The organism is Micromonospora sp. NPDC047557, assembly GCF_043205095.1.
Taxonomy (GTDB): Bacteria; Actinomycetota; Actinomycetes; order Mycobacteriales; family Micromonosporaceae; genus Micromonospora.
This window is the reverse complement of record NZ_JBIDDK010000003.1, coordinates 357647-383525: the sequence shown is the minus strand read 5'-3', so window position 1 is coordinate 383525 and position 25879 is coordinate 357647. Positions and strand designations below refer to the sequence as shown.

Here is a 25879-nt window from a genome sequence, read left to right as displayed (position 1 = left end):
TCGGGCGACCGGCGGCGTCAGCGGACGAAACGAAGGGCGGCGATGACGCGGCGGACCGGCCGGCGACCCGGCAATCCGGACACCCGGGAGGCGATCCTCGACGCGGCGCGGGCGGCGTTCGCCGAGCGCGGCTTCGACGCCGCCTCGATCCGCGGCATCGCCGCCACCGCCGGGGTGGACCCGGCGCTGGTGCACCACTACTTCGGCAGCAAGGACCAGCTCTTCCTGGCCGCGATGCAGTTTCCGGTCGATCCCGGCGAGGTGCTACCGACGGTGCTCGCCGGCGACCGGAACGCCATCGGCGAGCGACTGGTGCGGGCGTTCCTCGGCATCTGGGACTCCCCGGCCGGCAGTGCGGGTGTGGCGCTGATGCGTTCCGCCGTGAGCAACGAGTGGACGGCCCGCCTGCTGCGCGAGTTCATCACCACGCAGGTGCTGCGTCGGGTCCTCGACCAGCTCGACGTCGATCCGGCCGAGCTGCCGTTGCGCGGTTCGCTGGTCGCCACCCAGCTGATCGGGCTGGCCATGATGCGGCACGTGGTACGGCTGGAGCCGGTCACCTCGGCGGACCGGGAGACGCTGGTCGCCATGATCGGCCCGACCATTCAGCGCTACCTCACCGGGCAGTTGCCGACCTAGAGCGTCCTTCAGCGGGGCGGGTGGGCGTCGGCCGGGCGACGCAGCGGCGGCAGGAGGCGGCTCAGCTCGTCGGGCTCGGCCAGCGGGCACGGGAACGCCAGCCGGACGCGCCGCCGCGCGCCGGGCCGCCCGAGGGCGACCACCAGGCCGTAACGGTCGATGCGGACCACGCGCGGCGGCCCGTCCGGGGTCTGCTCGGTCAACCCGAGTTGCCGGCGCAGGTAGTTGGTCACCTGGTCGGCGTCGCGCTCGGCGAGGTCGGCCAGCAGCAGCGCCTCGAACGGGTGCACCGGGTCCGGCTCGGCCTCGGCGTACTCCCCCGGGTCGATCCGGTGCACGACGCCGGCCCGCTCCCAGCGCACCTCGGCCACCTCGAAGCGGAACAGCCGGAACCGGACGCCCACGTCGAGCAGGTCGCCGGTCGGCTCGACCGCGGCGAAGTCGAGCGCCGCGCGGCGTGCCTCCTCGTCGTGCAGTTCGGCGGCCCAGCCGGAGACCCAGGCCCGCCCCAGCCCGGGAGCGCCGGCCGCGGGCGGCAGGTCGAGGACGTCCAGAACCACGGCGACGTCGGCGCCCCCGGCCACCGGCCGCAGCGCGGCGCCCAGGTGGCTGGCCACCGGCACCAGCAGCAGCACCCGGCCGTCAGGATCGGTCACGTGCCGGGCGTGGTGCGGGCCAGGCCGGCGGGCCAGGTGGACGAGACCGGGCAGCCGACCGGCGACGAGGGTACGAACGATCTCGGCGGGGCTGGGCCGCATGGCGCGACCTCCTTAAGAGGTTAGGCTTACCTAACCCGGAGCGTAGAGCACCCGTTCCACGGCGTCCAGCAGCCTGGCACTTCGTTACCGGGTCTGCTCCAACCAGGAGGCGTACAGCAGGCCGTAGACCGAGTCGGCGTCGTGCACCAGCTCGTCGTGCGGGCCGCGCTGCACGATGCGACCCCGGTCCACCACGATCACCTCGTCGGCAGCCTGCGCGGTGGAGAGCCGGTGCGCGATGGCGAGCGTCGTGCGACCCCGCGTAACGGCGTCCAGGGTGCGTTGCAGCCGCACCTCGGTAGCCGGGTCCACCGCGCTGGTCGCCTCGTCCAGCACCAGCAGGTCCGGATCGGCCACGTACGCGCGAGCCAGCGCGACAAGCTGCCGCTCCCCGACGCTCAACGCCTCGCCACGCTCCCCGACGGGCGTGTCCAGGCCGGCGGGCAGACCGTCCAACCAGTCCGCCAGGCCCAACTCCGTGAACGCGGCGCCGAGCTGCTCGTCGGTCAGCTCCGGCCGGGCGAACCGGACGTTGTCCCCCACCGTCGCGTCGAAGAGGAACCCGTCCTGCGGCACCATCACCACCCGGGAGCGCAGCGAGTCGAACCGCACCTGCGCCAACGGCACCCCGGACAGCAGCACCGCCCCCGCGGACGGGTCCATCAGGCGGGTGAGCAGCTTCGCGAAGGTCGTCTTGCCGCTGCCCGTCTCGCCGACCACCGCCACCCGGCTCTTCGCCGGGATCTCCAGGTCGATGTCGTGCAGCACCGGCGGGCCACCCGGATAGGCGAACCGCACCCCGGCGAACCGGATGTCCAACGGACCGGCCGGCAGGTCCCGTCCCTGCTCCCCCGGGTCCGCCACATCCGGGGCCACGTCGAGTACGTCCAGCACCCGCCGCCAGCCCGCGATCGCGTTCTGCGCCTCGTTGAGCACCTCGGTGGCGATCTGCACCGGCTGGATGAACAGCGTCACCAGGAAGAGGAAGGCGGTCAGCTGGCCGATCGACAGCGTGCCGTCCACCCCCAACGTCACCCCGAGCACCACCACGCCCGCCAGCGCCAACCCGGCCGCGAGCTCGCCGACCGAACTGCCCACGATGCTGATCCGGATCGCCCGCTGCTGCGCCAGGCGCTGATTGTCGATGGCGTCGTCCAACCGCCGGGCGGTGCGCCCCGCGATGCCGTAAGCCCGGATCACCGGCGCGCCCACCACGCTCTCGCCGATCGCGCCCAGCAGCGTGCCGGTGCGCTGACGCACCGTCGCGTACGCCGCGCCGAGGCGACGCTGCAACTGGCGGATGACGAGCACCGCCGGCAGGAACGCCACAAGCACCACCAGGGTCAGCTGCCAGGAGTACGCCAGCATGACTGCCGTCGTCACCACCAGCTGACCCAGGTTGACCAGCAGGATCACCCCACCCCACTGAAGGAACTGGGTGATCTGGTCGACGTCGCTGGTCACCCGCGAGACCAGCGACCCACGCCGCTCCGACTGCTGGTGCAACATCGACAGGTCGTGCACGTGCCGGAACGCCCGCGTCCGCACATTCGCCAACGCCGTCTCGCTGACCGTGAACAACCGGCGCATCATCAGATAGCCGCAGGCCGTGGTGACCACGAGGATCGCCGCGGTGACCGCCACCACCGACCAGACCACGTCGAGGTCCAGACCACCGACGATGCCGCGGTCGATGCCCTGCTGCACCGCGACCGGAACGGCCACCCGGCCCACCATGTAGACCAGGGCCAGGCCCAGCGTGGCGGCCAGGCCGGTCCGCAGCTCCGGGGAGAGCGCCAACCCCCGCCGCAGGGTCTGCCAGGTCGTCTCCGTCCGCGCGTCCCGCTCGTCGTTCGTCACCGTCGTACTCAATGGTCCACCTCGATCTCCAGGCCCGACGGCAGCTGCGCCACCTCGTCGTCGTACGCGCGCTCCTGCGCGCGGTCGACCTCCGCCTGCTCGTACGCGGTGACCAGGTCCACGTAACCGGGAACGGTGGCCAGCAGCTCGGTGTGCGTGCCCCGGGCGATCACCCGGCCCTGCTCCACGTAGACGACCTCGTCGGCGAGGGCGATGGTCGCCCGGCGATACGCCACCACCAGGATCGACGCGGCCGGCACTCCCGGCTCACCCGCCGACGCCCGCAGACCGGCGAGGATGGCCGCCTCCACGCGGGGATCCACGGCGCTCGTCGCGTCGTCGAGCACCAGCAGGCGTGGCCGCCCGGCCAGCGCGCGGGCCAGCGTGAGTCGCTGCCGCTGGCCGCCGGAGAGCGAGGTGCCCCGCTCGCCGACCATCGTGTCCAGTCCCTCCGGCAGCGCGGCGACGAACCCGTCCGCCTCGGCCAGGCGCAGCGCCGCCCAGACGTCCTCGTCGTCGATGCCCGCCCGGTCCAGGGCGACGTTGGCCCGCACGGTGTCGTCGAAGACGAACGGCACCTGCGCGACAAGCGCGACAGTGCCGGCCAGCGACGCGGCGGTCAGGTCGCGCACATTCACGCCGTCCAGCTCGACGACGCCCGAGTCCGGGTCGACCAGGCGTACGGCCAGCGAGGCGATGGTGGACTTCCCGGCGCCGGTCGGCCCGACCAGCGCGACCGTCCGGCCGGCCGGCACGGTGAAGCTGACCTCGCCGAGCACCTGCGCGCCGGGCTCGTGCGCCTCGGCGGGCGGGTAGGAGAAGTGCACGTCGGTGAACGTGAGCGTGGCCGGCCCCGGGGTGGCCGGGTCGAGCACGTGCTGCCCGTACGGCATCTCGCCGGTGGCGTCGAGCACCCGGCGCACCCGGTCCCAGCCGGCGACGCTGCGCGGCAGCTCGGCCAGCACCCAGCCGATGGCCCGCACCGGGAAGGCCAGCACGGTGAAGAGGAAGGCGACGCTGACCAGCTCGGTGACGCTGATCGCGCCCTGGCGCAGGCGGAACGCCCCGACCACCAGCACCGCGAGGGTGCCGAGGCTGGGCAGCGTCTCCAGCAGCGGGTCGAAGACGCCCCGCAGCCGGCCGACCGCGATCAACGCGTCGCGCAGCTCGCCGGCGCGACCGGCGAACCGGGCCGTCTCCTGCGCCTCGCGGCCCATTGTCTTGACCACCAACGCGCCGTCGAAGCTCTCGTGCGCGATGCCACTGACCTCGGCGCGCAACCGCTGCGCCCGGGCCTGCCGGGGCGCCATCCGGCGCGAGTAGACCACGTTGAGCGCGAACAGCGCGGGAAAGACCGCGAGGCCGACCAGGGCGAGGGCCCAGTCGGTGGCGAACAGCGAGACGATCGCGCCGACCAGCATCACCAGCGTGCCCACCGCGAAGGGCAGCGGAGCGATCGGATACCAGGCCGCCTCCACGTCGGAGTTGGCGTTGGAGAGCAGCGTGCCGGTGGCGTTGCGATGGTGCCACGACAGCGGCAGGTCCAGGTAGCGGCGGGTGACCCGGCGGCGGTAGGCGGCCTGGAGCCGGTACTGCATGTAGCCCGCGCCGAGCCGGCGGCCGAAGATGCCCACCACCCGCAGCACGCTGATCCCGAACAGGGCGATCGCCGCCAGCGCCAGGGTGCCGACGCCCACCTCGCCCCGCGCGATGGCCGGCACCACCACGTCACCGACCACCGCGCCCACCACGTACGCGCTGACGATGACCATCGAGCCGAACAGCACACTGCCGATCACGGCAACCGCGAAGATCCGCGGCTGCTCCCGGATGGCCTGCCGCAGAACCCCCAGCCCCCTGCCGAGCACGTCCCGACTTGTCCTGCTCGCCACGCTCTCCCCCGCCGTAAGCCACAATTATCTCCCTCATCCTTACCGCTGCGGGCCGGCACCGCCGACCCGGACGGGATATGTCGACCGTCACGTACCGGACGTACGGGCCCAGGGGCGCGACCGGGCGTTCGCCGGCGCGCGGCGGCGGGTCGGCGGGCCTACGATCGGGCCATGTCGCGGTACGCCCGAGCCGAGCGCGAGGCGCTGGCCGATCTCTTCCTGGCCCTCGGGCCCGACGCGCCGACGATCAACGAGGGCTGGGCGACCCGTGACCTCGCCGCGCACCTGGTGTTGCGCGAGCGCCGTCCGGACGCGGCCGGCGGGATCCTGCTGGCGCCGCTGCGGGGGCACGCCGAACGGGTCCGCCGACGGCTCGCCGCCGGGCCCTACCCCGAGCTGGTGGCGCAGGTGCGCCGGCCGCCGGTGTGGAGCCCGATCAGCAACCCGCTGACCGATGAGCTGGTCAACACGGTGGAGTTCTTCATCCACCACGAGGACGTGCGGCGGGCCGTCCCGGGGTGGCAGCCGCGCGAGCTGTCCCGCGGTTTGCAGGCCACCCTGTGGAAGCGGGTCGCCCCGCTCGCCCGGCTGACGCTGCGCCGCTTCCCGGCGGACCTCTACGTGCAGGCGCCCGGTCACGGCGAGGTCTCCGTCGGCCGTGGTGGCGAGCGGCTGCGACTGGTGGGCGCCCCGGCGGAGTTGACCCTGTTCCTCTCCGGCCGGCAGCGGGTGGCCCGGGTTCAACTGGACGGTTCGGCGACGTCCGCGCGGCAGCTCCGCAACGCCAGCCTGGGCATGTGACTTTCTGCGCTTAATCGGTCACCTAGGGGCTGGACAACTGCCGCAGTCCTAGCGATGCGCGCCGATACCTCCTCCCGTACGCTTCACCGCGCCGTTCCGCGCCGGGGCGGCACGATGTGGGGGCACACGATGCGGAGCTTCGCGATCTCGGCGCTACGGGAACCCTCCTTTACGGCGGGGCGCCACAAGTCCACGGATCGGGTGGCCAGCGAGAGCGTCGAGTGGGCGCGCGCTCTCGGGTTGGTCAATTCCGGTCATCAAGTTCATCGACTACAACGGGCGGACGCCGCCGGCCTGGCCGGCCGGGCCTGCCCGCAAGGGCCGACGCAGGGGCTGCGGCTCCTCACCGACCTGATCTCCTGGCTCTTCGTCATGGACGACACCTGCGACGAGGACGGCCTCGGGGCCGACCCGGGCCGGCTGGCGCCGGTCATCGCCGCGCTGCTCGACGTGCTGGACCGGTGCGGCGACCCGCTCGCGGAACTGCCGCCGGACGCCGGCCCGCTGGGCGCCGCGCTGCACGACCTGTGCCGCCGGATCCGGGCCGAGGGTCGGGCGCCGATGCTGCTGCGGTTCGTCAGTCAGGTGCGCCAGTATCTGCTGGCGCTGCTCTGGGAGGCCGCCAACCGGGAACGCCGGCGGGTGCCGGGGTTGACGGAGTACGTCCAACTGCGTCGGCACATCGGCGGCGTGCACCCCTGTCTCACCCTGACCGACCTGGCGTCGGAGCAGCCACCCGAGCCGGTCCGGCGTGCCGATCCGGCGCTGGCCGCCCTGGACCTGCTGGCGGTGGACCTGGTCTGCTGGTGCAACGACCTCTTCTCGTACGGCAAGGAGAGCCGGACCGACCCGGACGCGCACAACCTGGTGACGGTCATCGCCCAGGAGGGCGGTCTGGCCGAGGCGGACGCGTTACGGGCGGCCGCCGACCGTTTCAACCGGGGGTTGGCGGCGTACCTGGCGGCGGAGGAGAGGTTGCTGGCCAGCGGTGTCGAGGCGTTGCACTCGCCGCTGGCCACGCGGCGCAACTGGGTCCGGGCGACCTACGACTGGTCACTCGTGGCGGCCCGCTACGCCTGATCCGAGGTGTCGGCCGGCGGGCCAGGGCAGCCAGCCGATCACTGGCACTAGCCGACGCCCGGTGCCAGGCAATACTCTTCGGTAACCACTATGACGTGACGACCGTCACGCCACCACCCCCGAAGGCGGCTACAGCGATGGCTCTCGATGTACCGTACCGTTCCATCCCGGACATGTTCCTCAAGCGCGTGGCGGCCACCCCCGACCGGCATGCGTTCGCGTCCCCGACCCCCGACGACTCGGGCCCCGACTGGCTGACCTGGGAGCAGGTCGGCCAGCGCGCCAAGGCCGTCGCCGCCGGCCTGCACGCGCTCGGCGTCGGCCAGGAGAATCCCGTCGCCATCCTCGCCAACACCCGGCTCGACTGGGTGGTCGCCGACCTCGGCATCATGTGCGCCGGCGGGGCGACCACCACCGTCTACCCGACCACCGAGCCGGCGGACGCGACATTCATCATCGCTGACTCCGCCTCGCGGGTGCTCTTCGCGGAGAACCCGGCGCAGGCCACCAAGATCGCCGGAGCGGCCCTGCCGGCGCTGACCCACGTGGTGCTCTTCGACGGCACCCCGGACCCGAACGCCGCGGTTCCCCAGCTCACCCTGGCCGACCTGGAGGAGCAGGGCACCCGCGCGCTGGCCGCCGAGCCCGATCTGATCGACATGCTGGTGGCCGGCATCGGCCCGGACCACCTGGCCACGCTGATCTACACCTCCGGCACCACGGGCCAGCCCAAGGGTGTCGAGCTGCTGCACGGCGGCTGGTGCTGGGAGGCCGTGGCGCAGGCCGAGGTCGGGCTGCTGCGCGACGACGACCTGCAGTACCTGTGGCTGCCGCTGGCCCACTCGTTCGGCAAGACGTTGCTGTGCGGCGCGATCCACGTCGGTCTGCCCACCTACGTCGACGGGCGGGTGGACAAGCTGGTCGACCTGCTCGCGGTGATCCGGCCGACCCTGATGTGCGGCGCTCCCCGGGTCTTCGAGAAGGTCTACAACCGGGCGGTGACCACCGCGCAGGGCGCCGGCGGCGCGAAGGCGAAGATCTTCGCCTGGGGTGTCCAGGTCGGCAAGGAGAAGGTCGCTCTGGAGCAGGCCGGCAAGCCGGTGCCGGCCGGGTTGAAGCTGCGCTACGGGCTGGCCGAGAAGCTGGTGTTCAGCAAGCTCCAGGCCCGCCTGGGCGGCCGGATGCGGGTGCTGGTCTCCGGCGCCGCTCCGCTGAGCCCCGAGATCGCCACCTTCTTCGCCGCCGCCAACCTGCCGATCTCCGAGGGCTACGGCCTCACCGAGACCAGCGCCGGCAACTTCGTGAACCCGCCCTCCGGGCTGCGGATCGGCACGGTCGGGCAGGCGATGGGCGACCTGGAGTGCCGGATCGACACCGATGGCGAGATCCTGGTCCGTGGCCGGCCCGTGATGCGCGGCTACCACAACCTGCCGGAGGAGACCGCCGCCGCGTTCACCGAGGACGGCTTCTTCCGCACCGGTGACATCGGCAGCCTGGACGAGCAGGGCTACCTGCGGATCACCGACCGCAAGAAGGACCTGGTCAAGACCTCGGGCGGCAAGTACATCGCGCCGTCGCACATCGAGGGGATGTTCAAGGCGATCTGCCCGTACACCTCGCAGGCGGTCGTGGTCGGTCAGGCCCGCAACTTCTGCACGATGCTCGTCACGCTGGACCCGGACGCGATCCGGGGCTGGGTGGCCGGCGGCCCGCTGGAGGGCCGCGACTATGCCGAGATCGTCGCCTCGCCGGAGGCGCTGGCGATGGTCGAGGAGTACGTCGCCCAGCTCAACGCCAAGCTCAACCGCTGGGAGACGATCAAGAAGGTGGCGATCCTGCCGCGCGACCTGACGATCGAGGACGGCGAGATCACCCCGTCGTTGAAGATCAAGCGACGGGGCGTGGAGAGCAACTTCGCCGCCGAGATCGACAAGATGTACGCGGGCACCCTCGCCGAGCTGTAGAAACGGTCCGCCGGTGGCCCCGCACCCGCTCGGGTGTGGGGCCACCGGCGCGTCGACCGGGGGTCGGCCGGGCTCAGGCGATGACGGACGGCTCCCGCCACCGCTGCCGGCCGGTCCGGTCCAGGTCGTAGCGGACCGTGGCGATCCGCTCCACGGCCTCCACCAGGTCGGCGGCCGGCAGGGTGAACGGCAGCCGCAGGAAGCGTTCCAGGGTCCCGTCCAGACCGAACCGGGGGCCGGGCGCGAGCCGGACGCCGACCTCCTCGGCGGCGCGGGCGAGCGCGCTGGAGACCGGGCCGTCCAGTTCGGCCCAGAGGGTCACGCCGCCGCGCGGCACGGTCACCCGCCAGTCCGGAAGTCGGTGCGCCAGCGCGGCCAGCAACGCGTCGCGCTGGGCGGTGAGCTGGGCCCGGCGGGCGGCGACGATGGCCGCCGCGTCGTTGAGCAGGTGCACCGCGACCAACTGGTCCAGCACCGGGCTGGACATGTCCACACCGACCCGGACGGCGGCCAGCCGCTGCACCTGCGGGGCGGAGGCGCGTACCCAGCCGATGCGCAGGCCACCCCAGTACGGCTTGCTCATTCCCCCGATGCTCACCACCCGGGAGTGCCTGTCGAACGTGGCCGTGGGCGGGGGCAGCTCGGTGTCGTCCAGCGGCAGGTCCACGAAGGACTCGTCGATGATCAGGTCGGTGCCGACGGCGTGGGCGGCGGCGACCACCTGCTCGCGCAACGCGGACGGCATCAGGTGCCCGGTCGGGTTCTGGAACTCCGGAATCAGGTACGCCAGCTTGGGCCGGGTCTGCCGCAGGCTGCCCAGCAGCAGGTCGGGTTCCCAGCCACCGGCGTCGGAGGACAGCCCGTGTGTCGTGATCCGGGCCCGCCGGCTGGCCAGCGCGGCGAGCGCGTTGGGGTAGGTCGGGGATTCGACGAGCACGCTCCCGCCGGGCGCCAGGGCGAGGCGCAGCACCAGGTCCAGGGCGTGCTGGGTGCCACTGGTGACCATGATCTGGTCGGCCGAGGTGGGCAACCCCCGCGCGGTGTAGCCGGCGGCCACCGCCGCGCGCAGCTCGCCGATCCCGGTCGGGTGGTAGCCGGCCCCGCCCAGGTAGCGGGGCAGATCCTCGGCGGCGGCCCGCGCGGCGGCGAGCAGCTGCGGCGGGGCCGCCAGCGCGGCGACGCCGAGGTCGATCATCTCCCGGTCGTCCAGCGGGGTCCACAGCCCGGTGCTGGCGACCCGGTGGTTGCCGGGCAGCATCGTCCAGCTGCCGGCGCCCCGGCGGCTGGCCAGATGCCCGGTCTCGCGCAGCTCCCGGTACGCGGCGGTGACCGTGGTGCGGCTGATCCGCAGGGCCTCGGCCAGCTCGCGTTCCGCCGGAAGGCGCACGCCCAGCGGGAGCCGGGCGTCGGCGAGCAGGCCGCGCACCGCGCCGGCCAGGGCGGCGTAGTCGGGACTGCGACGACGGCCCGGCAGGGCGTGCCACTGCCCCAGCAACCGGGCCAATTGGACGCCTCGCACCTGAGCTGTCATGGCCACTCCTCGGATATTGGCCTCTTCCTCCGGGAGGATTGGCACCTAGGGTGGCATGCATGGCACTGATTGGCAATCTGCGGCAGCGGCCGGTGCGACGGCTCACCCAGCTCTACGCCGGGCTCGTCCTCTACGGGGTCAGCATGGCCCTGATGATCCGCTCCGACCTGGGCCTCGACCCGTGGGACGTCTTCCACCAGGGGTTGTCCAAGCTGACCGGGCTCTCCTTCGGCACGGTCACCATCGGCGTCGGCGCCCTGGTGCTGCTGCTGTGGATCCCGCTGCGCCAGCGGCCCGGCCTCGGCACCGTCAGCAACGTGGTGGTGATCGGCCTGGTGGTGGACGCCACCCTGGCCCTGCTGCCCACCGGCGGCCCCCTCGGCGTCCGCATCGCTCTGCTGATCACCGGGATCGTCGCCAACGGCGCGGCCACCGCGCTCTATCTCGGCGCCCAGCTGGGTCCGGGTCCACGCGACGGGCTGATGACCGGCTTCGTCGCCCGCCGACCCGGGCGCTCGATCCGCCTGGTGCGCACGGTCATCGAGGTCACCGTGCTCGCGCTGGGCTGGCTGCTCGGCGGCACGGTCGGCCTCGGCACCATCGCGTACGCGCTGACCATCGGCCCACTGGCGCAGTTCTTCATCCCGCTTGTCGCGGTGCCCGCGCTGGACGCGACCCCTGGCCACCCGTCGGGCGCCACCGCGGGCGACCCACCGGGCGCCGCTCCCGCCCCGGCCGCCTGAGCGCTCACCGACCGTCCACGGGCCGGCACGCACGATGGTGGAAACGGGCTCGTTGGAGGGTGGGTGTTCCCTTCCGCGACGCTCGCCGTCATCATCACTGCATGGGGGAGAACGGTTGGCGCTGGAGCGACGCCTGGATCTTCGTGTCGTTGGTGATCGCGAGCGGGGCCGGGCGGCACCGACGGTCCGCGACGAGTCGTCGGCCGGAGGGCGTACGCCTGACCGACGTGCTGTCCACCGCCGATCACCTCAACCAGGCGATTCCGCAGCGGCACGAGGTGGAGGCCGCGGTGCAGCGGCTGGTCGGCGCGGGTCTGGTCACCGTCGCCGACGGCTGGTTCCGCATCACCACCGAGGGTGAGCAGCTCTGGCGCACCCGGCCGCGCGCCGGGGTGGCGACGATGGTGGACACCGTGCAGGGCGTGCTGAGCCGCCGGCACGCGCCGGGCCGCGCCGACTGGATCCTGGACGAGGCCGAGCACGCGGCGGCCGTGCAGGAGTACGCGGTCCGGTCGATCCCCACCCCCCGCCGGTCACCCGAGGGCCACTCCGGCAGCCACTGACGCACAACGAGATCTTGGACAGTTTCCGTTGTCCGCTAACGGAAACTGTCCAAGATTGCCAAGGTGAACGCCGCGCCGACGGGCACGGCCGGGGGTCAGCGACGCCGGACCGGCGCGACGGGTAGCCGTAGGACGAGCAGGTGCATGGGCGTGCCGTCGGGCATCGCCGATCCGCCGACCCACTGCCACCCTGCCCGCTGGTAGATGGCGCGGGCGGGTGCGGCCGGGTTGGCCGCGAGGGTCGCCCACGGCTCGGACCGCCCGTCAAGGAGCCGGCGCATAAGTTCCGCGCCGATACCCGTGCCGCGCCGATCGGGATGCACCACCCACTCCATCACCGCGAACTTGTCGGCGGCCCGCAGGTCGTCGGGAGGCTCGACGTCGGCGCGCGTCCACCACCGTCCGGCGGGCATCGTCCACCCGTACGCCGCCCCCACCAGCACGCCCGCGTCTTCGGCGGCCACGAGGGTGAATCCTGGGCGTCGCGTCTCGCCGGGCAGAGCCGCGGCGAAGCCGGCCACCTGCTCCGGTCCCTCCGTGTAAGGCGGCTCCGCGTAGACGACCGCGTACAGGCGGACCAGCGCCGGGAACACGGCCGCGGCCGATTCGGCGGTGTGCACGGTGTACGTCACCGGCATAGCGGATGAGCCTAAGCCCGAACCCGGTCGGCGAGATCAACGAACGCGGGCCGCGACCGCTCAATTGTGGGTACGACATCCGTGACCTGCGCGGCCACTGACCGCAGCACGTGGTTGTGCAGATGGACTGGCAACGCATCGAGGGTGTCGGCGGCGTACCGCAACCCGTCGGGGATGTGCCCGCCCCGAATCAGCCGGGCAGCCTGATGCAGTTGCACCTGCGCGCGTAGCCGCGCCTGCGACGCCGGATACAGGTCGAGGGCCCGCTTCTGCGTTGCCTCAGCGTCGACCAACCGGCCGGCGTACGTGAACACCCACGATTCGGTGTGGTGAATCCGATGCTCCGGCCACCCCCAGAGCGACTCCACGTCGCCCACGATCGAGGCCGGCAACCGCTCGGTGAGGTCGGCGAGCTGCCGCACCGTCGCCACCGCCTCCGCATGCCGCCCGGCCAACGACAGGGCTTGGGCCCGGCCGGCGAGCAGCCCACACGCCGCCGACGTGGCCTGTCGGCCTAGCAGGGGCAGCATCTCGTCCGACAGGGCAACGACAGCCGACGGGGGGCGTCCGTCGTAGCAGCCGTTCACCACATCCCACGCCCGCACCAAGACCCGGGTCTCGGTGTCCCCGGATTCGTCGGCGACCCGTTGGGCGGTCTGCCACCAGCGGCGACCCAGCACGGTCTGCCCCGAGGCGACAAGGCTCAACGCGACGATGACGGACAGGCGCGCGGCAGCCCGAAGGAGCCCCGGGCGGCGCGCACCGGTCTCAGCGGCGATTTGGTGTTGCAGCACGGTCAGGTCAGCAGCCAGTTGGGCCATCAGCGCGGGATGGGCTTGCCGGTAGTAGCCGTGGCCGTAGTCGGCCGCGATCTGCTCCCACTCATCGTGGTCGGGGGTCACCGCGTCGCCGAGGCCGTGGCGCAGGGCTTCCAACCCGGCCAGGGGCGCGACGGCGGGGGCGGCGGCCAAGGCGGTCATGGCACGCAGCATGGTGCGTCTGTGCATGTCGGTGGCACCTGCGCGCTCGTTTCGGTACGCCTCGATGAGCGCGCCGTCAGCGCCCAAGTCCCGATCGCAGGCCGTGGCCAGCGCCTGGGTGGGGCGGCGTTCACCGCGCTCTACCTGAGAGATGTGGCTGTACTGGAAATGGACGAGCGAACCGAGCTGCCGCAGGGACAGCCCGGCGCTCTCGCGATGCCGTCTGAGTAGCTGCCCGAAGGTGTCCATTCCCGACCCCCAGCGTGTGCAGGAGCGTGTGCACACCGCGCACGCCTGCCGTAGGCCCAGCTTAAAGGCCACGCTCGACATGTCAGTCCATCTGGCACAGCAGCTTCCGGCGGAACTGACGGGAGCTGTCGCTGCTGTTTCCGATGATGCCTACCCCTTGCCCTCGGAGCCGAGCATGACCGACATCCTTCATGTGCCTGCGGGCACCCTGCTGCACCTGCTGGCATGGGAGATCAGCCCGAATCCCACCAACCGCGACGAACTGGTGTGGGCGGTGATTGTGGACCAGCAGCCGGTCGCCGGGATGGTGCGAATGCGAGGGCACACGTGTGCCGGACCCGTACCGGATTGTGCCGGCGGGTGGTGCTTCGAGGCGCAGGTGTCGGTCGCGGCGATCCGCGCGAACATGGATGGAGCCCGGTGAGTGCGCCCAGCCCGAAGCAACTGGCCCGGTGGTGGCGGGTTCTGGCCGAGCATGAGCCGCGACACGGGCGATGCCCGGTTTGCGGCACGTGCGCTCGGTGCTGGGCATGGGCGGGAGCGTTCGCGGATCTGATCGCGCACGACGCGTACCACCTGGGGCCCGGCGCGGACGGCGGCCCGGCGCGGCTAGCGCACCGGGTGACCGCTGCGGCGCAGGGCGTCCTTGACCTCGCCCACCGTCAGCTCGCCGAAGTGAAAGACGCTGGCGGCGAGGACCGCGTCGGCGCCGGCCCCGATCGCCGGCGGGAAGTGCGCCACCTCGCCGGCCCCACCGCTGGCCACGACCGGCACGTCCACCACGGCCCGGACCGCGCCGATCAGCTCCAGATCGAAGCCCGCCTTGGTGCCGTCGGCGTCCATCGAGTTGAGCAGGATCTCCCCCGCGCCCAGCTCGGCCACCTGCCGCGCCCAGCGCACCGCGTCGAGGCCGGTGCCGCGCCGGCCACCGTGGGTGGTGACCTCGAACCCGCTGGGCGTCACCCCGGCCGGGGCACGGCGTACGTCGAGGGAGAGCACGAGCACCTGCCGGCCGAACCGGTCGGCGATCTCGGCGATCAGCTCCGGCCGCGCGATGGCGGCGGTGTTCACACCGACCTTGTCCGCGCCCGCGCGTAGCAGCGTGTCGACGTCGCCGACCTGCCGGACCCCACCCCCGACCGTCAGCGGGATGAAGACCGACTCGGCGGTGCGGCGCACCACGTCGAGCATGGTGCCCCGGTCGTTGGAGGACGCGGTGACGTCGAGGAAGGTCAGCTCGTCAGCGCCGGCCCGGTCGTACGCGGCGGCCAGCTCCACCGGGTCGCCGGCGTCCCGCAGGTCGAGGAAGTTGACCCCCTTGACCACGCGCCCGGCGTCCACGTCGAGACAGGGGATCACGCGCACCGCCACCGTCATGCCGCCAGCCTATCCTCCGCGCATGGCACGACGGCCGACCCGACCGGGCCGACCGCCGTGCGCCACGTGCGGGTGCTCACACCTGGACGAGCATCTTGCCCAAGTTCTCGCCGCGCAGCAGGCCGAGGAACGCCGCCGGGGCGTTCTCGATGCCGTCGACGACCGTCTCGTCGTAGGAGAGCTTGCCCTCGCGCAGCCAGCCCGCGACGTCGCGGACGAACGCGTCCCGCAGGTGGTTGTGGTCGCGGACCAGGAAGCCGCGCAGCGTCAGCCGCTTGCCGATGACCAGCGACAGGTTGCGCGGCGCAGCCGGCGGCTCGGTGTCGTTGTACTGGGCGATCATGCCGCAGATGGCGGCCCGGCCGTGCAGGTTCATGGCCGAGATCGCCGCCTCCAGGTGGTCTCCGCCGACGTTGTCGAAGTAGACGTCGACGCCGTCCGGGGCGGCGGCCCGCAGCGATTCGCGGACCGGCCCGTCGTGGTAGTCGAACGCGGCGTCGAAGCCCAGCGCCCGCAGCCGCTCGACCTTGGCGGCCGAGCCGGCGCTGCCGATGACCCGGCCGGCGCCCTTGAGCTTGGCGATCTGGCCGACCAGGCTGCCGACCGAGCCGGCCGCGGCCGAGACGAAGACCGTCTCGCCGGGCTTCATCGCGGCGACCTCCAGCAGACCGGCGTACGCCGTCAAGCCGGTCATGCCGAGCACGCTCAGGTACGCGCTGGCCGGGGCGACGCTCGGGTCGACCGGGCGGGCGGCGGTGGCGTCGAGCAGCGCGTACTCCCGCCAGCCGAGCCCGTGCAGGACGGTCGCCCCGACGGCGATGTCCGCCGACTCGCTGGCCACCACCTCGCCGATCGCGGCCCCGTCGAGCGGCGCGTCGAGCGCGAACGGCGGCACGTACGACTTGACGTCGTTCATCCGTCCCCGCATGTACGGGTCGACGGACATGAACTGGTTGCGGACCACGATCTGGCCCGGTCCGGGCGTCGGGACGTCGGTCTCGACGAGCCGGAAGGTGTCCTCGGTGGGCCAGCCCTCGGGGCGGCTGGCCAGGTGGATCTCACGGTTGCTGGTCATCGGGTGGTCGTCCTCTCGTCGGCGGGTGGGGTCTGGGTCCGCGACGTCAGGCGGCCAGGGTCTCGCGGACGGTCAGCGCGACGTCGATGTTGCCGCGGGTCGCGTTCGAGTACGGGCAGACCTGGTGGGCCTGCTCGACGAGCTGCTCGGCGGCGTCGCGGGCGACGGCGGGCAGGTCGACGACGAGCCGCACGGTGAGCCCGAAGCCACCGCTGCCGTTCGGGCCGATGCCGACCTCGGCGGCGACCACGGAGCCGGTCACGTCGGCCTTGGCACGCCGGGCCACCACGCGCAGGGCGCTGTGGAAGCAGGCCGCGTAGCCGGCGGCGAAGAGCTGCTCGGGGTTGGCGGCGCCACCCGCGCCACCCATCTCCTTCGGCACCGCCAGGTCGAACGCGAGGGTGCCGTCGGAGGTCTCGACGTGGCCGTCCCGGCCATCGCCGGTGGCGGTCGCGGACGCGGTGTAGAGAACCTGCATGAGAGTCACTGCTCCTTCTGTCGGTGGATGGTCTCGGTGACCCGGGTGAGGGTGTCGCGCAGCGCGACGAGCTCGGCGATGCCCAGCCCGGTGGCCTGCGCGATCCGCAGCGGGACGTCGCAGAGCTGCTCACGCAGCGCCCGGCCCTGCTCGGTGAGGCCCACCTCGACCCGCCGCTCGTCGCGCGACGACCGCCGCCGCACCACCAGGCCCGCCCCCTCCAGCCGCTTGAGCAGCGGGGAGAGCGTGCCGGAGTCCAACCGCAGCTCGGCGCCCAGCTCGGACACCGTCGGCGCGTCGTCGGGGCGTTCCCAGAGCACCAGCAGCACCAGGTACTGCGGATAGGTCAGCCCGAACTCGTCGAGGATCGGCCGGTACACGTCGGTGAGGGCGCGCGACGCGGCGTAGAGCGCGAAGCACACCTGCCGGCGCAGCACCAGGTCATCGGTCACCCGTGAACCGTAGCCCGCAATTAAGTTGCGCACAACCGATCAGGCCGGACCGCGGCCGTGACGAGGGCCACCGGCACCTCAGCGGTCGCCGACGTACGCCTCCAACTCCACCTCGACCAGATGCTCCGGGTCGAGCAGACCCGCCACCACCACAAGCGTCGCCACCGGGCGGACCGCCCCGAAGACCGCGTTGTGCGCCCGGCCCACCTCGTCGGCGTGCAGCCGGTCGGTCACGTACATCCGGGTCCGGACGACGTCACCCGGCTGCACGCCCACCTCGGCGAGCGCCGCCAACCCGATCCGCAACGCCTGCGCGGTCTGCGCGGCGGCGTCCCCGACGTGCGCCACCCGACCGTCGACGGTGGCCGTACAGCCAGCCGTCCAGGCCAGGTCACCGGCCCGGACCACCCGGGAGTAGCCGTAGCTCTGCTCCCACGGCCCTCCCGAGCCCAGCCGGGTGACCGTCACGCCTCGGCCAGGGTGCGCAGCGCCTCGGCCACCGTGAACGCGCCCGCGTACAGCGCCTTGCCGGCGATCACGCCCTCCACGCCCAGCGGCTCCAGCGTGGCCAGCGCCCGCAGGTCGTCCAGGGTGGACACGCCACCCGAGGCGATCACCGGCCGGTCGGTACGCGCGCACACCTCGCGCAGCAGATCCAGGTTCGGGCCGCGCATCGTGCCGTCCTTGGTGATGTCGGTGACCACGTACCGCGTGGCGCCCGCCTTGTCCAGGCGCTCCAGCACCTCGTACAGGTCACCGCCGTCACGAGTCCACCCCCGCGCGGACAGGGTCTGACCGCGTACGTCCAGCCCGATGGCGACCCGGTCGCCGTACTCCCCGACGACCCGGTCGCACCACACCGGGTCCTCCAGCGCGGCGGTGCCGATGTTCACCCGGCTCGCCCCGGTGCCCAGCGCCGCGCGCAGCGACTCGTCGTCACGGATGCCGCCGGACAACTCCACCTGCACGTCCAACTGGCGCACCACCTCGGCGAGCAGGTGCGCGTTGGTGCCCCGGCCGAACGCCGCGTCCAGGTCGACCAGGTGGATCCACTCCGCGCCGTCGCGCTGCCAGGCCAACGCGGCGTCCAACGGGTCGCCGTAGACGCTCTCGCTGCCGGCGGCGCCCTGCACGAGCCGGACAGCCCGGCCGTCGGCGACATCCACGGCGGGTAACAGGGTGAGACTCAACGTCTTCTCCTCGATCAGGTACGACGGTCCAGAGCGATCACCACGATCGCCGGGAGTACGAGCAGCAACAGCACGATCAGCGCGACACGCAACGCCAGATCGTCGACGAACGTCCAGATCAGAATCATCGCCGCTGCGGTGAGCAGCACGATCGCCGCCCGCTCACCCCGCGTGTGCCGAGCCAGCCGGCCCGTGCGGCCCCGGCGCAGCTGCGGCGTCAACCGGCGGACGACCGCGCGACGGCGCTGCCGACGCGCCACCCGGCGCTGCCGGGCCGCGCGCTCCCGCGCCAGGTCGGCCTCACGTTCGGCCCGTCGACGGGCCCGCTCCCGGCTCACCGCGACGCCCGCCCGCCGGACGCCGGGCGGTGCCGGCGCTCAGTCACCGGCGGGCAGGGTGGCGAGCCAGTTGCGCAGCAACGCGGCTCCGGTGTCGGCGGACTTCTCCGGGTGGAACTGCGCCGCCGACAGCGGCCCACGCTCCACCGCGGCCACGAAGTCGGTGTCGTGGTGGGCCGTGGTCACCACGGCCCCCGCGGCCGCCAACGCCGCCGGGTCACCCATCGCGTACGAGTGCACGAAGTAGAACCGGCTCTGCGTCGGCAACCCGGCGAACAGCACCGACCCCCGGGGCGCGCGAACCGTGTTCCAGCCCATGTGCGGCAGGCGGTGCGCCGCCAAGCGGGTCACCCCGCCGGGCAGCAGCCCGAGGCCCTTCGTCACCACCCCGTGCTCCTCGCCGTGCTCGAAGAGCACCTGCATGCCCACGCAGATGCCGAGCACCGGGCGGCCCGCAGCCACCCGCTCCGCGATCACCGGCCCGGCGCCGAGCGCCTCGATACCCGCCATGCACGCCGCGTAGGCGCCCACACCCGGCACCACCAGACCGTCCGCGTCGGCCGCCGCGGCGAGGTCGTCGGTCACCCGGACGGTCGCGCCCGCCGCGGCCAGCGCCCGCTCCGCCGAGCGCAGGTTGCCCGATCCGTAGTCGAGCACCACCACGTCGGCGGTCACGACCCCGACTCCGGAATCAGCCGGAGCACCCCGGCGGCCGTGGCGAGCAGCGCGAGCAGCGCGGTGATCACCACGGCGCCCCTCGGCGCGCCCTGGCGGTGCAGCGACCACGCGCCGCCCACCAGCACCCCGGCCAGGATCAGCAGCAACGTCGGCAAGGCGGCACCCATCAGAGCGCCCCCTTCGTGCTCGGGATCGCGCCCGCCGTCCGCGGGTCGATCGCGGTGGCCTCGCGCAGCGCCCGGGACACCGCCTTGAACTGGGCCTCCACCACGTGGTGCGCGTCCGGGTGCCCACCCGGACGAGCCGCCCGCAGCACGTCGACGTGCAGGGTGATCCGGGCCGCCTGGCCGAACGACTCCCAGATGTGCCGGGTCATGCTGGTCGGATACACCGGCCCGATGTACGGGGCCAGCACCGGCTCGTCGTGCACCACGTACGGCCGGCCGGACAGGTCCACCGCGGCCCGGACCAGCACCTCGTCCATCGGGACGGTCGCCGAGCCGTACCGCCGGATGCCGGCCTTGTCGCCCAGCGCCTCGTCGAACGCGGCGCCCAGCGCGAGCGCGGTGTCCTCCATCGTGTGGTGGGCGTCGATCTCCAGGTCGCCCACGGTGCGCACGGTCAGGTCGTAGCCGCCGTGGCGGGCGATCTGGTTCAGCATGTGGTCGTAGAAGCCCACGCCGGTGCTGATCTCGGCGGCGCCGGTGCCGTCGAGGTCGATCTCGACGAGGACCTTGGTCTCCTTGGTGATCCGCTCCACCCGGGCGGTCCGGCTCATTGCATACCTTTCGGTCGCGACTGTGGGGCTCGCAAGCTCACTCCTCGCGCTCCCATCGCACAGTCTCCATTGCAGCTAGGAAGGCGTCGGTCTCGGCGGGAGTGCCGGCGGTCACCCGCAGCCAGCCGGGCAGGCCGACGTCGCGGACCAGCACCCCCTGCGCCAGCAGCGCCTGCCAGGCGGCGGCCTGGTCGCCGCCGGACTCGAACAGCACGAAGTTGGCGTCGCTGTCGGCCACCCGCAGGCCGCGTTCGCGCAGCGTCGCGACGATCCGGTCCCGCTGTGCCATGATCGCGCTCACCGTACCCAGCAGGGCGTCGCGGTGGGCCAGCGCCGCGCGGGCGGCGGCCTGGGTCAGCGCGGACAGGTGGTACGGCAGACGGACCAGCTGCACCGCCCGCACCACCGCCGGGTCGGCGGCCAGGTAGCCCAGCCGGCCACCGGCGAAGCCGAACGCCTTGCTCATCGTGCGGGTGACCACGAGCCGCGGGTGCCCGGGCAGCACCGCGAGGGCGCTGACCGTGCCCGGCCGGGCGAACTCGGCGTACGCCTCGTCGACGACCACCATGCCGGGCGCGACGTCGAGCACCGCGGCGACCACCGCCGGATCCAGCGCGGTGCCGGTGGGGTTGTTCGGCGAGCAGAGGAAGACCACGTCGGGCCGGTGCTCGCGGACCTGGGCCACCGCCTCGTCGGCGGTCAGCCCGAAGTCGACGCCGCGCTCGGCGGGCACCCACCGGGTGCCGGTGCCGAGGGCCAGCAGCGGGTGCATCGAGTACGCCGGCACGAAACCCATCGCGGTGCGCCCCGGCCCACCGAACGCCTGCAACAACTGCTGCTGGATCTCGTTCGAGCCGTTTGCCGCCCAGACGTGCTCGACGGTCAGGCCGTGCCCGAGATATTCGGCCAGGTCGGCGCGCAGCGCCACCGCGTCCCGGTCCGGATAGCGGTTCAGGTCGCGCAACTCGGCCGCGAGCGCCTTGCCGATCGCGTCGACGACCGGCTCCGGCACCGGGTAGGAGTTCTCGTTGGTGTTGAGCCGCACCGCCACGTCGAGCTGCGGCGCCCCGTACGGCGACAGCCCGCGCAGGTCGTCGCGGATCGGCAGATCATCGAGCGAGGTCACGCCACCCCTTTCGGGAAACGGGCCTGCACGGCCTGGCCGTGCGCCGGCAGGTCCTCCACGTTGGCCAGGGCGACCACGTGCGGGGCCACCTCGCGCAGCGCGGCCTCGGTGTACTCGATCAGGTGCACGCCGCGCAGGAACGACTGCACCGACAGCCCGGACGAGTGCCGGGCGCAGCCGCCGGTGGGCAGCACGTGGTTGGAGCCGGCGCAGTAGTCGCCGAGCGACACCGGCGACCAGGCGCCCACGAAGATCGCCCCGGCGTTGCGTACCCGCAGCGCCCACTCCCGGGCGTCGACCGTCTGGATCTCCAGGTGCTCGGCCGCGTACGCGTCGACCACCCGCAACCCCGCCTCGAGGTCGTCGACCAGGACCACGCCGCTCTGCTCGCCGGTCAGCGCCGTGGTCACCCGCTCGGCGTGCTTGGTGGAGGGCACCTGCCGGGCCAGCTCCCGCTCGACCGCCTCGACGAGCGCCACCGACGGGGTGACCAGCACGCTCGCCGCGAGCGGGTCGTGCTCGGCCTGACTGATCAGGTCGGCGGCGACATGCGCCGGGTCGGCGCTGTCGTCGGCCAGGATCGCGATCTCGGTCGGGCCGGCCTCGGCGTCGATGCCGACGACGCCCCGCAGCAGCCGCTTGGCGGCGGTCACCCAGATGTTGCCCGGGCCGGTGACCAGGTCGACGGGCTCGCACCGCAGCGCGCCCGCCGGGTCGACGGCGGACCCGTACGCCAGCATCGCCACCGCCTGGGCGCCGCCCACGGCGTAGACCTCGTCGACGCCGAGCAGCGCGCACGCGGCCAGCACCCGGGGGTCGGGCAGGCCGCCGTTGTCCTTCTGCGGCGGGCTGACCACCACCAGGGAGCGCACCCCGGCCGCCTGGGCCGGCACCACGTTCATCACCACTGTCGACGGGTACATCGCCAGGCCGCCGGGGACGTAGAGGCCCACCCGGTCGACGGGCAGCCACCGCTCGGTGACCGTGCCGCCGGGCACCACGCGGGTCGTGTGGTCGGTGCGCCGCTGGTCGTCGTGCACCCTGCGGGCCCGGGCGATCGACTCCAGCAGCGCGGCACGCACGGCCGGGTCGAGCACACCCTCGGCCTCGGCGATCGCCTCCACCGGCACCCGCAGCACCTCCGGTGAGATGCCGTCGAACCGCTCACTGGCCTCCCGGATCGCCGGGTACCCATGCTCCCGGACCGCCTCGACGAGCGGCTTGATCCGCTCGACGGCCACCGACACGTCGAGCTGGGCACGGGGCAGCAGGCGGCGCGGGTCCACGAGACCGTCGCGCAGGTCGATCCGATTCAGCACCCTTGCGAGTCTAGGCGGCCCGCCCGGAGCTCACCCCAGTCGCCCGCTCGGCGGGACGGTGAGCCGGGCCACGCCGCCGCGGACGCGATTGGTTAGGCTCGACCACGTGACCGCACGGCTGCCGGTGTTCCCGCTCGCAACGGTGCTCTTTCCCGGGTTGGTGCTGCCGCTGCACATCTTCGAGGAGCGCTACCGGGCCCTGGTCCGGCACCTTGTCGACCTGCCCGAGGGCGCGTCCCGCGAGTTCGGGGTGGTGGCCATCCAGGCCGGCTGGGAGGTCGCGCCCGCCGGGCCCGGCGCCCGCGCGAGCGCCGGTGTCGGCGACGTCACCCTGCACGAGGTGGGCTGCACCGCCGAGCTGCGCCAGGTCACCGAGCTGGCCGACGGCGGCTTCGACATCGTCACTGTCGGCCGCCGTCGCTTCCGGATCGCCGACGTCGACGACACGTCCGCGCCCTACCTGACGGCTGCGGTGGAATGGCTGCCCGAGGCCACCGGGCCGGACGAGGTGGCCGACCTGCTGGCCGCCCGGGTGATCGCCGTGTTCCGGCAGTACCTGGGGCTGATCCGCCCCGACCCGGAGGAGATCTCCGAGCAGCTGCCGGAGGATCCGACGGTGCTGTCGCACCTGGTGGCGGCCACCGCCGCGCTGACCGTCGACGACCGGCAACGGCTGCTCGCGATCGACGACACCGCCGCCCGGCTCCGCGCCGAGCTGCGACTGCTCAACCGCGAGGCGGCTCTGCTGCGCCAGGTGCGGGCGGTTCCGGTGCCGCTGTCGGAGCTGGCGTCCCCGCCGACACCCAACTGAGGGCCGCCGGGTCCGGCTCCGGCCGCAGGCCCGGCCAGCGCGACCAACCGGCCAGCAGGGTGTACGTGACGGCGGCGCCGAACGCCGGCAGCAGCAGGTTGCCGTGCGGCACCGGCAGCACGCCGAAAAGCCAGTCGATTCCGCCGGCGCGCAGGTCGGCGGGTTTGGTGAACGCCTGCCCGGCCGGGGCGGTGTCCAGCAGCCGGTCGAAGGTCGCCAGCCCGACCCGGCGCCCCACCTGCCAGGCCACCGGGGCGGCGGCCAGCGTGCCCAGCACCACGGCGAGCAGCCCGACCGGGCCGCGCTGCCGGCGCAGCAGGAACCACAGGGCCAGCGCCGCGAGCACCCCGAAGGCCAGCCCGAGCAGGCTGAACCAGCCGTCCGCGGCGATCGGCTGCTCCGGCTGGGGATCGGCGTAGATCGCGCCCTCGGCGGTCTTGAGCACCGGGGTGTCCGGCGCGAGCACGGCCCAGAGCAGCCCGAGCGGCCCGCCCAGCACGGCCAGGGCGAGCACGACGCCGAGCACCGTCGCCACGGTCCGCAGCGGCCGGCGCGGCTCGTCGAAGGTCAGCTCCAGCTCGCTCTGGTACGCCGTCGAGGCGGGACCCGCACCGAAGTCGAACCCCGGCGGTGGCGCGGCGGGTGGCGGCACGGCCGACTCGCTTTCCGCGGGCGCCGCACCCGACGGTGGGGGTGGGGCGGGCCGGTCGGCGTCGTCGACGTGCCGCTCAGGGTCGGGGTTGTCCGGGCTCACCCGATGATCCTCTCAGGCCCCGAGACGGACCGGGGCGCCGGTGGCGGCGAACCAACTCACCGGGCGAACGGCTCCGCCATGGCCGCGGCGGCGCGCAGCCACGCCTGCCGGGTCTCCGGCTGGAGCTGGTGGTACTCGATCGACGAGCCGGTCTCCAACGCCGGGTCGTACGGCACCACGGCCACCGCGCGGGTACGCGTGGCGAAGTGCCGCTCCAGGTCGTCCTGCAGGGGCGAGCGGCCGGGGGTGGGGCAGGAGATGAGGGTGACCGCGTTGTCGGCCAGCTCGCCCATGCCCTCCTCGTGCAGCAGGTCGAGCATCCAGTCGGCGCTGAACGCCGCGTCCTCCCGGGGCACGGTGGTCACCACCAGTTGGTCGGCGGCCTGCATCACGGTGCGCCAGTTGGCGCTCTCCACGTTGTTGCCGGTGTCCACGCAGACCACGTCATGCGTACGCCGCAGCAGCTCGAGCACCCGCTTGACGGTGAACTGGTCGAGCCGCTGGGCGAAGCGCGGGCTCTCCTCGCCGGCCAGCACGTCGTACGAGCCGTCGGAGGCGTGCCGCAGGTAGTCGTCCAGCCGCTCCAGCAGGGTCGCGCCCTCCAGGATCTCGATCTGGGCCAGGTCACCGATCAGGTGCCGGATGGTGCGCGCGTGGCGGGCGCTGCCGGCGCGCAGCCCCAGGGTGCCGCGCAGCTCGTTGTCGTCCCACGCCAGCACGCCCCGCCCCCGGACGCTGCCGACGGTGGCGGCGGCGAGCACCGTTGCGGTGGTCTTGTGCACCCCGCCCTTGGGGTTGGCGAACGCGAACACACGGGGTGTGCCCAGATCGCGGCGGAGCACGCCGGTGGCGCGTTCCAGCTCCTGGTCGACGCCCTGCGGCCGCCACTCGATCCGGGCGGGGTAGCCGCGCTCGGCGATTGCCGAGCCCGGCGGCGGGGTGACCGGCGCGGCGGGCGGCGGAGTGACCGGCGGGGCGGGCGGCGGAGTGACCGGTGGCGGCGCGACCGCCGGGACCGGCGGGGTCACCGGCGGCGCGGCGCTCGGGTAGCCGGTCTCCGGCTGGTAACCGGTTTCCAGCAGCGCGTAGCGGGACTCCCCCGCCGGGTTGCCCGGCCGGTAGCCGTTGTCCAGGAGGGCGTAGCGCGACTCGGGCTCGGCCCGGCGCGGCGGCGGCTCGGGCTCGGCCTGGTAGCTCGGGTCGGCGCGGTACGTCGGCTCGGCCCGGTAGCCCGGGTCGGCACGGTACGTCGGCTCGGCCCGGTAACCGGGGTCCGCGCGGTACGTCGGCTCGGCGCGATAGTCCGGCTCGGCCCGGTACGCGGGCTCTGCCCGATAGTCCGGCTCCGCCCGGTACGCGGGCTCGGCCCGATAGTCCGGCTCCGCCCGGTACGCGGGCTCGGCCCGATAGTCCGGCTCGGCCCGATACGCGGGCTCCGCCCGGTAGTCCGGCTCGGCCCGGTACCCAGGCTCGGCCCGGTAGGCGGGATCGACCCGGTAGGTCGCCTCGGCCCGGTAACCGGGCTCCTGGCCGTACGACAGATCGGCCGGATGCCCGATGGCCGACGCCCGCCCCGCGTAGCCGTTGGGGGCCGCGCGCCGCGGCAGTGGGTCCGGCGGCGCCTCGTCGGCCCGGCGCTCGGGCTCGGGCTGCTCAGCGGCCCGACCGCCCAGCCGGGCGCGGTCCAGCAATGCCCGCCACCTCGGCGCTGGTTCGGCCGGCCGGCCCCAGCCGGTCTCACTGCCCTCCACGGCCCGCCCTCCCAGCACCATCGATCTCTGTCTGACAGGCTACGAACCAAACCC

The 25879-nt window shown here is 73.3% G+C and carries 28 protein-coding genes; 8 read left to right on the top strand and 20 right to left on the bottom strand.

Annotated features, from left to right (window positions below):
• The first annotated feature begins 42 nt into the window (after positions 1-42).
• On the top strand, positions 43-639 hold the full coding sequence (locus tag ACGGAQ_RS12235; protein WP_393047640.1) for a TetR family transcriptional regulator: 597 nt from the start codon (positions 43-45) through the stop codon (positions 637-639).
• An 8-nt stretch (positions 640-647) separates the two neighbouring features.
• Here ACGGAQ_RS12235 and ACGGAQ_RS12230 read toward each other — a convergent pair whose 3' ends face one another.
• The 3 genes from ACGGAQ_RS12230 to ACGGAQ_RS12220 form a co-directional block, all read right to left on the bottom strand.
• Positions 648-1397: a DUF2470 domain-containing protein gene (locus ACGGAQ_RS12230; RefSeq protein WP_393047637.1), complete on the bottom strand. Its 750-nt coding sequence runs from the start codon at positions 1395-1397 to the stop codon at positions 648-650.
• Between the two features lie 84 nt (positions 1398-1481).
• A complete protein-coding gene (locus ACGGAQ_RS12225; protein WP_393047634.1) occupies positions 1482-3269 on the bottom strand; it encodes an ABC transporter ATP-binding protein in 1788 nt (595 codons plus the stop codon).
• Positions 3266-5149, bottom strand: a complete 1884-nt coding sequence (locus ACGGAQ_RS12220; protein ID WP_393047631.1) for an ABC transporter ATP-binding protein — start codon at positions 5147-5149, stop codon at positions 3266-3268. The genes ACGGAQ_RS12225 and ACGGAQ_RS12220 overlap by 4 nt, the downstream gene beginning before the upstream one ends.
• 171 nt (positions 5150-5320) lie before the next feature.
• On the opposite strand from ACGGAQ_RS12220, the gene ACGGAQ_RS12215 reads away from it, so the two are divergent.
• From ACGGAQ_RS12215 to ACGGAQ_RS12205, 3 genes are all read left to right on the top strand, one after another.
• Positions 5321-5950, top strand: coding sequence for a TIGR03085 family metal-binding protein (locus ACGGAQ_RS12215; protein ID WP_393047628.1), 630 nt, complete (start codon positions 5321-5323; stop codon positions 5948-5950).
• Between the two features lie 129 nt (positions 5951-6079).
• Positions 6080-7030: a terpene synthase gene (locus tag ACGGAQ_RS12210; protein WP_393047625.1), complete on the top strand. Its 951-nt coding sequence runs from the start codon at positions 6080-6082 to the stop codon at positions 7028-7030.
• Positions 7031-7167: 137 nt separating this feature from the next.
• Entirely contained in the window at positions 7168-8994 is a 1827-nt protein-coding gene (locus tag ACGGAQ_RS12205) for an AMP-dependent synthetase/ligase (RefSeq protein ID WP_393047622.1), read from the top strand.
• A gap of 73 nt (positions 8995-9067) precedes the next feature.
• On the opposite strand, the gene ACGGAQ_RS12200 is transcribed toward ACGGAQ_RS12205, so the two are convergent.
• Positions 9068-10525, bottom strand: coding sequence for a PLP-dependent aminotransferase family protein (locus ACGGAQ_RS12200; RefSeq protein WP_393047619.1), 1458 nt, complete (start codon positions 10523-10525; stop codon positions 9068-9070).
• Between the two features lie 59 nt (positions 10526-10584).
• Between ACGGAQ_RS12200 and ACGGAQ_RS12195 the strand changes: the two genes are divergently transcribed.
• Positions 10585-11268, top strand: coding sequence for a YitT family protein (locus ACGGAQ_RS12195; protein WP_393047616.1), 684 nt, complete (start codon positions 10585-10587; stop codon positions 11266-11268).
• Positions 11269-11369: 101 nt separating this feature from the next.
• Positions 11370-11831, top strand: a complete 462-nt coding sequence (locus ACGGAQ_RS12190; RefSeq protein WP_393047613.1) for a hypothetical protein — start codon at positions 11370-11372, stop codon at positions 11829-11831.
• Between the two features lie 95 nt (positions 11832-11926).
• On the opposite strand, the gene ACGGAQ_RS12185 is transcribed toward ACGGAQ_RS12190, so the two are convergent.
• A complete protein-coding gene (locus tag ACGGAQ_RS12185; RefSeq protein WP_393047610.1) occupies positions 11927-12469 on the bottom strand; it encodes a GNAT family N-acetyltransferase in 543 nt (180 codons plus the stop codon).
• Positions 12470-12480: 11 nt separating this feature from the next.
• Positions 12481-13698 (bottom strand): helix-turn-helix domain-containing protein, encoded by a 1218-nt coding sequence (locus ACGGAQ_RS12180; RefSeq protein WP_393047607.1) that lies wholly within the window; start codon positions 13696-13698, stop codon positions 12481-12483.
• Positions 13699-13873: 175 nt separating this feature from the next.
• Between ACGGAQ_RS12180 and ACGGAQ_RS12175 the strand changes: the two genes are divergently transcribed.
• Positions 13874-14122, top strand: a complete 249-nt coding sequence (locus tag ACGGAQ_RS12175; protein ID WP_393047604.1) for a hypothetical protein — start codon at positions 13874-13876, stop codon at positions 14120-14122.
• A gap of 185 nt (positions 14123-14307) precedes the next feature.
• Here the strand turns inward: ACGGAQ_RS12175 and hisF are convergent, their stop codons facing one another.
• The 12 genes from hisF to hisD all read right to left on the bottom strand — a co-directional run bounded on the left by hisF (position 14308) and on the right by hisD (position 22509).
• The gene (hisF, locus tag ACGGAQ_RS12170; protein WP_354856158.1) at positions 14308-15075 is read right to left on the bottom strand and encodes an imidazole glycerol phosphate synthase subunit HisF; all 768 of its coding nucleotides are present in this window, start codon (positions 15073-15075) and stop codon (positions 14308-14310) included.
• Positions 15076-15151: 76 nt separating this feature from the next.
• Complete coding sequence (locus ACGGAQ_RS12165; protein ID WP_393047600.1) at positions 15152-16150, bottom strand: NADP-dependent oxidoreductase; 999 nt, start codon at positions 16148-16150, stop codon at positions 15152-15154.
• 46 nt (positions 16151-16196) lie between these two features.
• The gene (locus tag ACGGAQ_RS12160) at positions 16197-16628 is read right to left on the bottom strand and encodes an organic hydroperoxide resistance protein (protein WP_393047597.1); all 432 of its coding nucleotides are present in this window, start codon (positions 16626-16628) and stop codon (positions 16197-16199) included.
• Between the two features lie 5 nt (positions 16629-16633).
• Entirely contained in the window at positions 16634-17080 is a 447-nt protein-coding gene (locus ACGGAQ_RS12155) for a MarR family winged helix-turn-helix transcriptional regulator (protein WP_393047594.1), read from the bottom strand.
• 78 nt (positions 17081-17158) lie between these two features.
• Positions 17159-17548, bottom strand: coding sequence for a RidA family protein (locus ACGGAQ_RS12150; RefSeq protein ID WP_354856154.1), 390 nt, complete (start codon positions 17546-17548; stop codon positions 17159-17161).
• The gene (gene priA / locus ACGGAQ_RS12145) at positions 17545-18270 is read right to left on the bottom strand and encodes a bifunctional 1-(5-phosphoribosyl)-5-((5-phosphoribosylamino)methylideneamino)imidazole-4-carboxamide isomerase/phosphoribosylanthranilate isomerase PriA (protein WP_234588027.1); all 726 of its coding nucleotides are present in this window, start codon (positions 18268-18270) and stop codon (positions 17545-17547) included. The genes ACGGAQ_RS12150 and priA overlap by 4 nt, the downstream gene beginning before the upstream one ends.
• Before the next feature lie 14 nt (positions 18271-18284).
• On the bottom strand, positions 18285-18608 hold the full coding sequence (locus ACGGAQ_RS12140) for a hypothetical protein (protein WP_393047590.1): 324 nt from the start codon (positions 18606-18608) through the stop codon (positions 18285-18287).
• Between the two features lie 39 nt (positions 18609-18647).
• Positions 18648-19283 carry an imidazole glycerol phosphate synthase subunit HisH gene (hisH, locus tag ACGGAQ_RS12135; protein WP_393047587.1) on the bottom strand — a complete coding sequence of 212 codons (636 nt, stop codon included), beginning with the start codon at positions 19281-19283 and terminating at the stop codon, positions 18648-18650.
• On the bottom strand, positions 19280-19453 hold the full coding sequence (locus ACGGAQ_RS12130; protein WP_354856150.1) for a hypothetical protein: 174 nt from the start codon (positions 19451-19453) through the stop codon (positions 19280-19282). The genes hisH and ACGGAQ_RS12130 overlap by 4 nt, the downstream gene beginning before the upstream one ends.
• Entirely contained in the window at positions 19453-20064 is a 612-nt protein-coding gene (hisB, locus tag ACGGAQ_RS12125; RefSeq protein WP_393047583.1) for an imidazoleglycerol-phosphate dehydratase HisB, read from the bottom strand. Before hisB ends, ACGGAQ_RS12130 begins: the two co-directional genes overlap by 1 nt.
• A 37-nt stretch (positions 20065-20101) precedes the next feature.
• Positions 20102-21190: a histidinol-phosphate transaminase gene (locus ACGGAQ_RS12120; protein WP_354856149.1), complete on the bottom strand. Its 1089-nt coding sequence runs from the start codon at positions 21188-21190 to the stop codon at positions 20102-20104.
• A complete protein-coding gene (gene hisD / locus ACGGAQ_RS12115) occupies positions 21187-22509 on the bottom strand; it encodes a histidinol dehydrogenase (RefSeq protein WP_393047580.1) in 1323 nt (440 codons plus the stop codon). The genes ACGGAQ_RS12120 and hisD overlap by 4 nt, the downstream gene beginning before the upstream one ends.
• A 106-nt stretch (positions 22510-22615) precedes the next feature.
• Here hisD and ACGGAQ_RS12110 point away from each other — a divergent pair, with 106 nt between their 5' ends.
• Positions 22616-23320 carry an LON peptidase substrate-binding domain-containing protein gene (locus tag ACGGAQ_RS12110; RefSeq protein ID WP_393047577.1) on the top strand — a complete coding sequence of 235 codons (705 nt, stop codon included), beginning with the start codon at positions 22616-22618 and terminating at the stop codon, positions 23318-23320.
• Here ACGGAQ_RS12110 and ACGGAQ_RS12105 read toward each other — a convergent pair.
• Together ACGGAQ_RS12105 and ACGGAQ_RS12100 are read right to left on the bottom strand one after the other, a co-directional pair.
• Positions 23235-24074 (bottom strand): DUF2567 domain-containing protein, encoded by an 840-nt coding sequence (locus tag ACGGAQ_RS12105; RefSeq protein ID WP_393047573.1) that lies wholly within the window; start codon positions 24072-24074, stop codon positions 23235-23237. The genes ACGGAQ_RS12110 and ACGGAQ_RS12105 overlap by 86 nt on opposite strands.
• A 56-nt stretch (positions 24075-24130) precedes the next feature.
• Positions 24131-25825, bottom strand: a complete 1695-nt coding sequence (locus ACGGAQ_RS12100) for an AAA family ATPase (protein ID WP_393047570.1) — start codon at positions 25823-25825, stop codon at positions 24131-24133.
• Positions 25826-25879: the final 54 nt, after the last annotated feature.

Coding starts and splice junctions, on each gene's coding strand:
- ACGGAQ_RS12205 (WP_393047622.1), top strand. CDS start 7,168: ATGGCTCTCGATGTACCGTACCGTTCCATCCCGGACATGTTCCTCAAG.
- ACGGAQ_RS12160 (WP_393047597.1), bottom strand. CDS start 16,628: ATGCAGGTTCTCTACACCGCGTCCGCGACCGCCACCGGCGATGGCCGG.
- hisF (WP_354856158.1), bottom strand. CDS start 15,075: ATGACGGTGGCGGTGCGCGTGATCCCCTGTCTCGACGTGGACGCCGGG.
- ACGGAQ_RS12230 (WP_393047637.1), bottom strand. CDS start 1,397: ATGCGGCCCAGCCCCGCCGAGATCGTTCGTACCCTCGTCGCCGGTCGG.
- ACGGAQ_RS12175 (WP_393047604.1), top strand. CDS start 13,874: ATGACCGACATCCTTCATGTGCCTGCGGGCACCCTGCTGCACCTGCTG.
- ACGGAQ_RS12215 (WP_393047628.1), top strand. CDS start 5,321: ATGTCGCGGTACGCCCGAGCCGAGCGCGAGGCGCTGGCCGATCTCTTC.
- ACGGAQ_RS12190 (WP_393047613.1), top strand. CDS start 11,370: ATGGGGGAGAACGGTTGGCGCTGGAGCGACGCCTGGATCTTCGTGTCG.
- ACGGAQ_RS12200 (WP_393047619.1), bottom strand. CDS start 10,525: ATGACAGCTCAGGTGCGAGGCGTCCAATTGGCCCGGTTGCTGGGGCAG.
- hisB (WP_393047583.1), bottom strand. CDS start 20,064: ATGAGCCGGACCGCCCGGGTGGAGCGGATCACCAAGGAGACCAAGGTC.
- ACGGAQ_RS12130 (WP_354856150.1), bottom strand. CDS start 19,453: ATGGGTGCCGCCTTGCCGACGTTGCTGCTGATCCTGGCCGGGGTGCTG.
- ACGGAQ_RS12165 (WP_393047600.1), bottom strand. CDS start 16,150: ATGACCAGCAACCGTGAGATCCACCTGGCCAGCCGCCCCGAGGGCTGG.
- ACGGAQ_RS12235 (WP_393047640.1), top strand. CDS start 43: ATGACGCGGCGGACCGGCCGGCGACCCGGCAATCCGGACACCCGGGAG.
- ACGGAQ_RS12210 (WP_393047625.1), top strand. CDS start 6,080: ATGCGGAGCTTCGCGATCTCGGCGCTACGGGAACCCTCCTTTACGGCG.
- ACGGAQ_RS12180 (WP_393047607.1), bottom strand. CDS start 13,698: ATGGACACCTTCGGGCAGCTACTCAGACGGCATCGCGAGAGCGCCGGG.
- ACGGAQ_RS12185 (WP_393047610.1), bottom strand. CDS start 12,469: ATGCCGGTGACGTACACCGTGCACACCGCCGAATCGGCCGCGGCCGTG.
- ACGGAQ_RS12195 (WP_393047616.1), top strand. CDS start 10,585: ATGGCACTGATTGGCAATCTGCGGCAGCGGCCGGTGCGACGGCTCACC.